Annotated in this window: 2 tRNA genes and 4 rRNA genes (1 of these 6 running past the window's edge); all 6 read right to left on the bottom strand. The window is 51.4% G+C overall.

The window, feature by feature from the left end:
* Nucleotides 1–255 (bottom strand): 16S ribosomal RNA (locus tag G7092_RS31040) (its annotated part extends 1,064 nt beyond the left edge of the window); the annotation flags it as partial.
* A gap of 488 nt (nucleotides 256–743) precedes the next feature.
* A 5S ribosomal RNA gene (rrf, locus tag G7092_RS31035) occupies nucleotides 744–856 on the bottom strand.
* A 238-nt stretch (nucleotides 857–1,094) separates the two neighbouring features.
* Nucleotides 1,095–3,976, bottom strand: a 23S ribosomal RNA gene (locus G7092_RS31030).
* Between the two features lie 343 nt (nucleotides 3,977–4,319).
* Nucleotides 4,320–4,395, bottom strand: a tRNA-Ala gene (locus tag G7092_RS31025).
* Nucleotides 4,396–4,413: 18 nt separating this feature from the next.
* A tRNA-Ile gene (locus tag G7092_RS31020) sits at nucleotides 4,414–4,490 on the bottom strand.
* Between the two features lie 182 nt (nucleotides 4,491–4,672).
* Nucleotides 4,673–5,000, bottom strand: a 16S ribosomal RNA gene (locus G7092_RS31015); the annotation flags it as partial.

Raw genomic sequence — 5,000 nt, 5'->3', positions numbered from 1 at the left:
GGCTTTTACCCCACCAACTAGCTAATCTGATATCGGCCGCTCCAATCGCGCGAGGCCTTACGGTCCCCCGCTTTCACCCTCAGGTCGTATGCGGTATTAGCCACTCTTTCGAGTAGTTATCCCCCACGACTGGGCACGTTCCGATACATTACTCACCCGTTCGCCACTCGTCAGCTTAACCTGTTACCGTTCGACTTGCATGTGTAAGGCATGCCGCCAGCGTTCAATCTGAGCCAGGATCAAACTCTACAGTTCGATCTTGATTTACTCAACGGAATCGACAAAACCATTTACATGATTCCATCTAATTTCCGTGAGCGTTTAAAGTCCAAGAGACTTGATACTCGTCACCGAGCATCAAAACTCACCTTCAAACGCCCACGCTTATCGGCTGTTAATTTTTAAAGAACCAAGAGAGCCAAGCTCATCTTGACAAGATCGACGACTTGCATCGAATCTTGCGTCTGTCGACTGCTTTGCAGCTCGTCAACAGCACAGAAGCGAGATTATGACTGATGTTTTTACTATCGTCAACACCTATTGCATGCGATTTTCATCAGCTTGCAACTTCCGCTCTGCTTACAACCAGGCCAAGCCCGGCTGGATCCACAGATGCAAACGCTGCCACACACCAGGCAGACTTCGCTTGCATCTAGGGACCGAGTGCCCGACCTGCCTTAGCAGACCCACACTCAGAGACAGAAACGCCCGGCCATGTGACCGGGCGTTTTGCTTAAATATTAGCCTGACGATGACCTACTTTCACACGGGAACCCGCACTATCATCGGCGCTGAGGCATTTCACTGTCCTGTTCGGGATGGGAAGGAGTGGGACCGCCTCGCTATGGTCATCAGGCTTAACTGGTTGGCTTGCTGAAGTCTCGTCAGAGATTTTCAACAGGCCCAATTTGTAGAGCTGCGCAGTATACATGAGTTTGTCATGTATTGCACTTCGAATCAGCTGGTTTTGATTGCGTTCACACGTTGGATCATTCGTTGAATGATCTGACTTCTGAAGAACGGTATAACTTGTGTCCTCAATAATCCCTGATCAGATCGGCTGATGTTTCCATCGCCTGAACTGTCAAAGTTATAGGGTCAAGCCTCACGGGCAATTAGTACTGGTTAGCTTAACGCATTACTGCGCTTCCACACCCAGCCTATCAACGTCCTGGTCTCGAACGACCCTTCAGGGGGCTCAAGGCCCCGGCAAGACTCATCTTGAGACGAGTTTCCCGCTTAGATGCTTTCAGCGGTTATCTCTTCCGCACTTAGCTACTCGGCGATGCCACTGGCGTGACAACCGATACACCAGAGGTGCGTCCACTCCGGTCCTCTCGTACTAGGAGCAGGCTCTCTCAATCTTGCAGCGCCCACGGAAGATAGGGACCAAACTGTCTCACGACGTTTTAAACCCAGCTCACGTACCTCTTTAAATGGCGAACAGCCATACCCTTGGGACCGGCTACAGCCCCAGGATGAGATGAGCCGACATCGAGGTGCCAAACACCGCCGTCGATATGAACTCTTGGGCGGTATCAGCCTGTTATCCCCAGAGTACCTTTTATCCGTTGAGCGATGGCCCTTCCATACAGAACCACCGGATCACTTTGTCCTACTTTCGTACCTGCTCGACTTGTCAGTCTCGCAGTCAAGCACGCTTATGCCAATGCACTATCAACACGATTTCCGACCGTATTTAGCGTACCTTCGAACTCCTCCGTTACACTTTGGGAGGAGACCGCCCCAGTCAAACTGCCCACCATACACTGTCCCCAATCCCGATAAGGGACCAAGGTTAGAACCTCAAACACACCAGGGTGGTATTTCAACGTTGGCTCCATGAGAACTAGCGTCCTCACTTCAAAGCCTCCCACCTATCCTACACAGATCTGTTCAAAGTCCAATGTAAAGCTACAGTAAAGGTTCATGGGGTCTTTCCGTCTTTCCGCGGGGAGATTGCATCATCACAAACATTTCAACTTCGCTGAGTCTCTGGAGGAGACAGTGTGGCCATCATTACTCCATTCGTGCAGGTCGGAACTTACCCGACAAGGAATTTCGCTACCTTAGGACCGTTATAGTTACGGCCGCCGTTTACTGGGACTTCAGTCAAGAGCTTGCACCCCATCATTTAATCTTCCAGCACCGGGCAGGAGTCACACCCTATACGTCGACTTTCGTCTTTGCAGAGTGCTGTGTTTTTAATAAACAGTTGCAGCCACCGATTCTCTGCGGCCCCATTCTGCTTCGAGAGTAAATCTCTACACATACTAGAGGCACACCTTCTTCCGAAGTTACGGTGTCAATTTGCCGAGTTCCTTCTCCAGAGTTCTCTCAAGCGCCTTAGAATACTCATCTCGCGCACCAGTGTCGGTTTGCGGTACGGTCGTCAATAGCTGAAGCTTAGTGGCTTTTCCTGGAAGCAGGGTATCACTCACTTCGTCTGCAAGCAGACTCGTTATCACGCCTCATCTAAGCTCTCCGGATTTGCCTAAAGAGCACGACTACACGCTTGAACCAACTATTCCAACAGTTGGCTGAGCTAACCTTCTCCGTCCCCACATCGCACTATTGATCGGTACAGGAATATTTACCTGTTTCCCATCAGCTACGCATCTCTGCCTCGCCTTAGGGGCCGACTCACCCTACGCCGATGAACGTTGCGTAGGAAACCTTGCGCTTTCGGCGAGGGGGCTTTTCACCCCCTTTAACGCTACTCATGTCAGCATTCGCACTTCTGATACCTCCAGCAGGCTTCACAACCCACCTTCACAGGCTTACAGAACGCTCTCCTACCACGTGCAATAAATTGCACATCCGCAGCTTCGGTAACTGGCTTAGCCCCGTTACATCTTCCGCGCAGGACGACTCGATCAGTGAGCTATTACGCTTTCTTTAAATGATGGCTGCTTCTAAGCCAACATCCTGACTGTTTTAGCCTTCCCACTTCGTTTCCCACTTAGCCAATTTTGGGGACCTTAGCTGGCGGTCTGGGTTGTTTCCCTCTTGAGTCCGGACGTTAGCACCCGGTGCTCTGTCTCCCAAGCTGTACTCATCGGTATTCGGAGTTTGCAATGGTTTGGTAAGTCGCCATGACCCCCTAGCCATAACAGTGCTCTACCCCCGATGGTAATACTTGAGGCACTACCTAAATAGTTTTCGGAGAGAACCAGCTATTTCCAAGTTTGTTTAGCCTTTCACCCCTATCCACAGCTCATCCGCTAATTTTGCAACATTAGTCGGTTCGGACCTCCAGCACCTGTTACGGTACCTTCATCCTGGCCATGGATAGATCACTTGGTTTCGGGTCTACACCCAGCGACTAATTCGCCCTATTCGGACTCGATTTCTCTACGGCTTCCCTATTCGGTTAACCTCGCCACTGAATGTAAGTCGCTGACCCATTATACAAAAGGTACGCAGTCACCCTTGCGGGCTCCTACTTTTTGTATGCATGCGGTTTCAGGATCTATTTCACTCCCCTCCCGGGGTTCTTTTCGCCTTTCCCTCACGGTACTAGTTCACTATCGGTCGATTACGAGTATTTAGCCTTGGAGGATGGTCCCCCCATATTCAGACAGGATTTCTCGTGTCCCGCCCTACTTGTCTTACGCTTAGTTCCACACCGCAGCATTTCTCATACGGGGCTATCACCCGCTATGGCCGGACTTTCCATTCCGTTCTGATATACACGATGCTAAAACGTAAAGGCTACTCCAATTTCGCTCGCCGCTACTTTCGGAATCTCGGTTGATGTCTTTTCCTCGAGCTACTGAGATGTTTCAGTTCACCCGGTTCGCCACAATGACCTATGTATTCAGTCAGAGTTACCCCTCGCGGGGTGGGTTTCCCCATTCGGAAATCTCCGGATCAAAGCTAATTTGCCAGCTCCCCGAAGCTTATCGCAGGCTATCACGTCCTTCGTCGCCTGTAATCGCCAAGGCATCCACCACATGCACTTAGTCACTTGACCCTATAACTTTGACAGCGCTGACTGCACTGTCGTCAAGGACTCGTACAGAGCCTCTCAGCTCCATACGTCTATTGAGTATTCACGCGTTACGCCGTTCTTCATACCTAAACAATTTCTTGCTCAGTTGAAGTCTTGTGTTTGACGCAATCAAAAGCTACTAGCGGCACGGTACGCTCACCCCCTTTACGAGATGGCGCTTTCCGCTAGCAGCGCTGATTCGACTCTACAAATTGTTAAAGAACAACAGCCGACTCTTTCGAGCCTTATGACTGACAAACCAGAACAACCGCTCACGCCTTCGCGCAACGGATGCTTTGGTTTGTCAACCATGGCACAGAGTAATTGGTGGAGGATGACGGGATCGAACCGACGACCCCCTGCTTGCAAAGCAGGTGCTCTCCCAGCTGAGCTAATCCCCCGGGATCTCTTCAAATCCGTGGTGGGTCTGGCTGGATTCGAACCAGCGACCCCCGCCTTATCAAGACGGTGCTCTAACCGACTGAGCTACAGACCCACGCGTTTCTTGCGTGCACTGCCTCTCAGTAACGCTCGCCTGTTGAGGCCAGCTCGGCAGGCTCACGCTATTACTCTGATGTTGTATTCACAGCCGATAAGTGTGGGCGCTTAAAAATGAGTCATGTGGATCTCGCTGGTCATCTGCTGCACGCAACAAACAACTGCTCGACCATTTTCTAGAAAGGAGGTGATCCAGCCGCACCTTCCGATACGGCTACCTTGTTACGACTTCACCCCAGTCACGAACCCTGCCGTGGTAATCGCCCCCCTTGCGGTTAGGCTAACTACTTCTGGCAGAACCCGCTCCCATGGTGTGACGGGCGGTGTGTACAAGACCCGGGAACGTATTCACCGCGGCAAGCTGATCCGCGATTACTAGCGATTCCGACTTCACGCAGTCGAGTTGCAGACTACGATCCGGACTACGACCGGTTTTCTGGGATTAGCTCCCCCTCGCGGGTTGGCAGCCCTCTGTACCGGCCATTGTATGACGTGTGTAGCCCTACCC

The organism is Mucilaginibacter inviolabilis, from assembly GCF_011089895.1.
Classification (GTDB): domain Bacteria; phylum Bacteroidota; class Bacteroidia; order Sphingobacteriales; family Sphingobacteriaceae; genus Mucilaginibacter; species Mucilaginibacter inviolabilis.
This window is presented reverse-complemented; position numbering and strand designations above follow the sequence as displayed.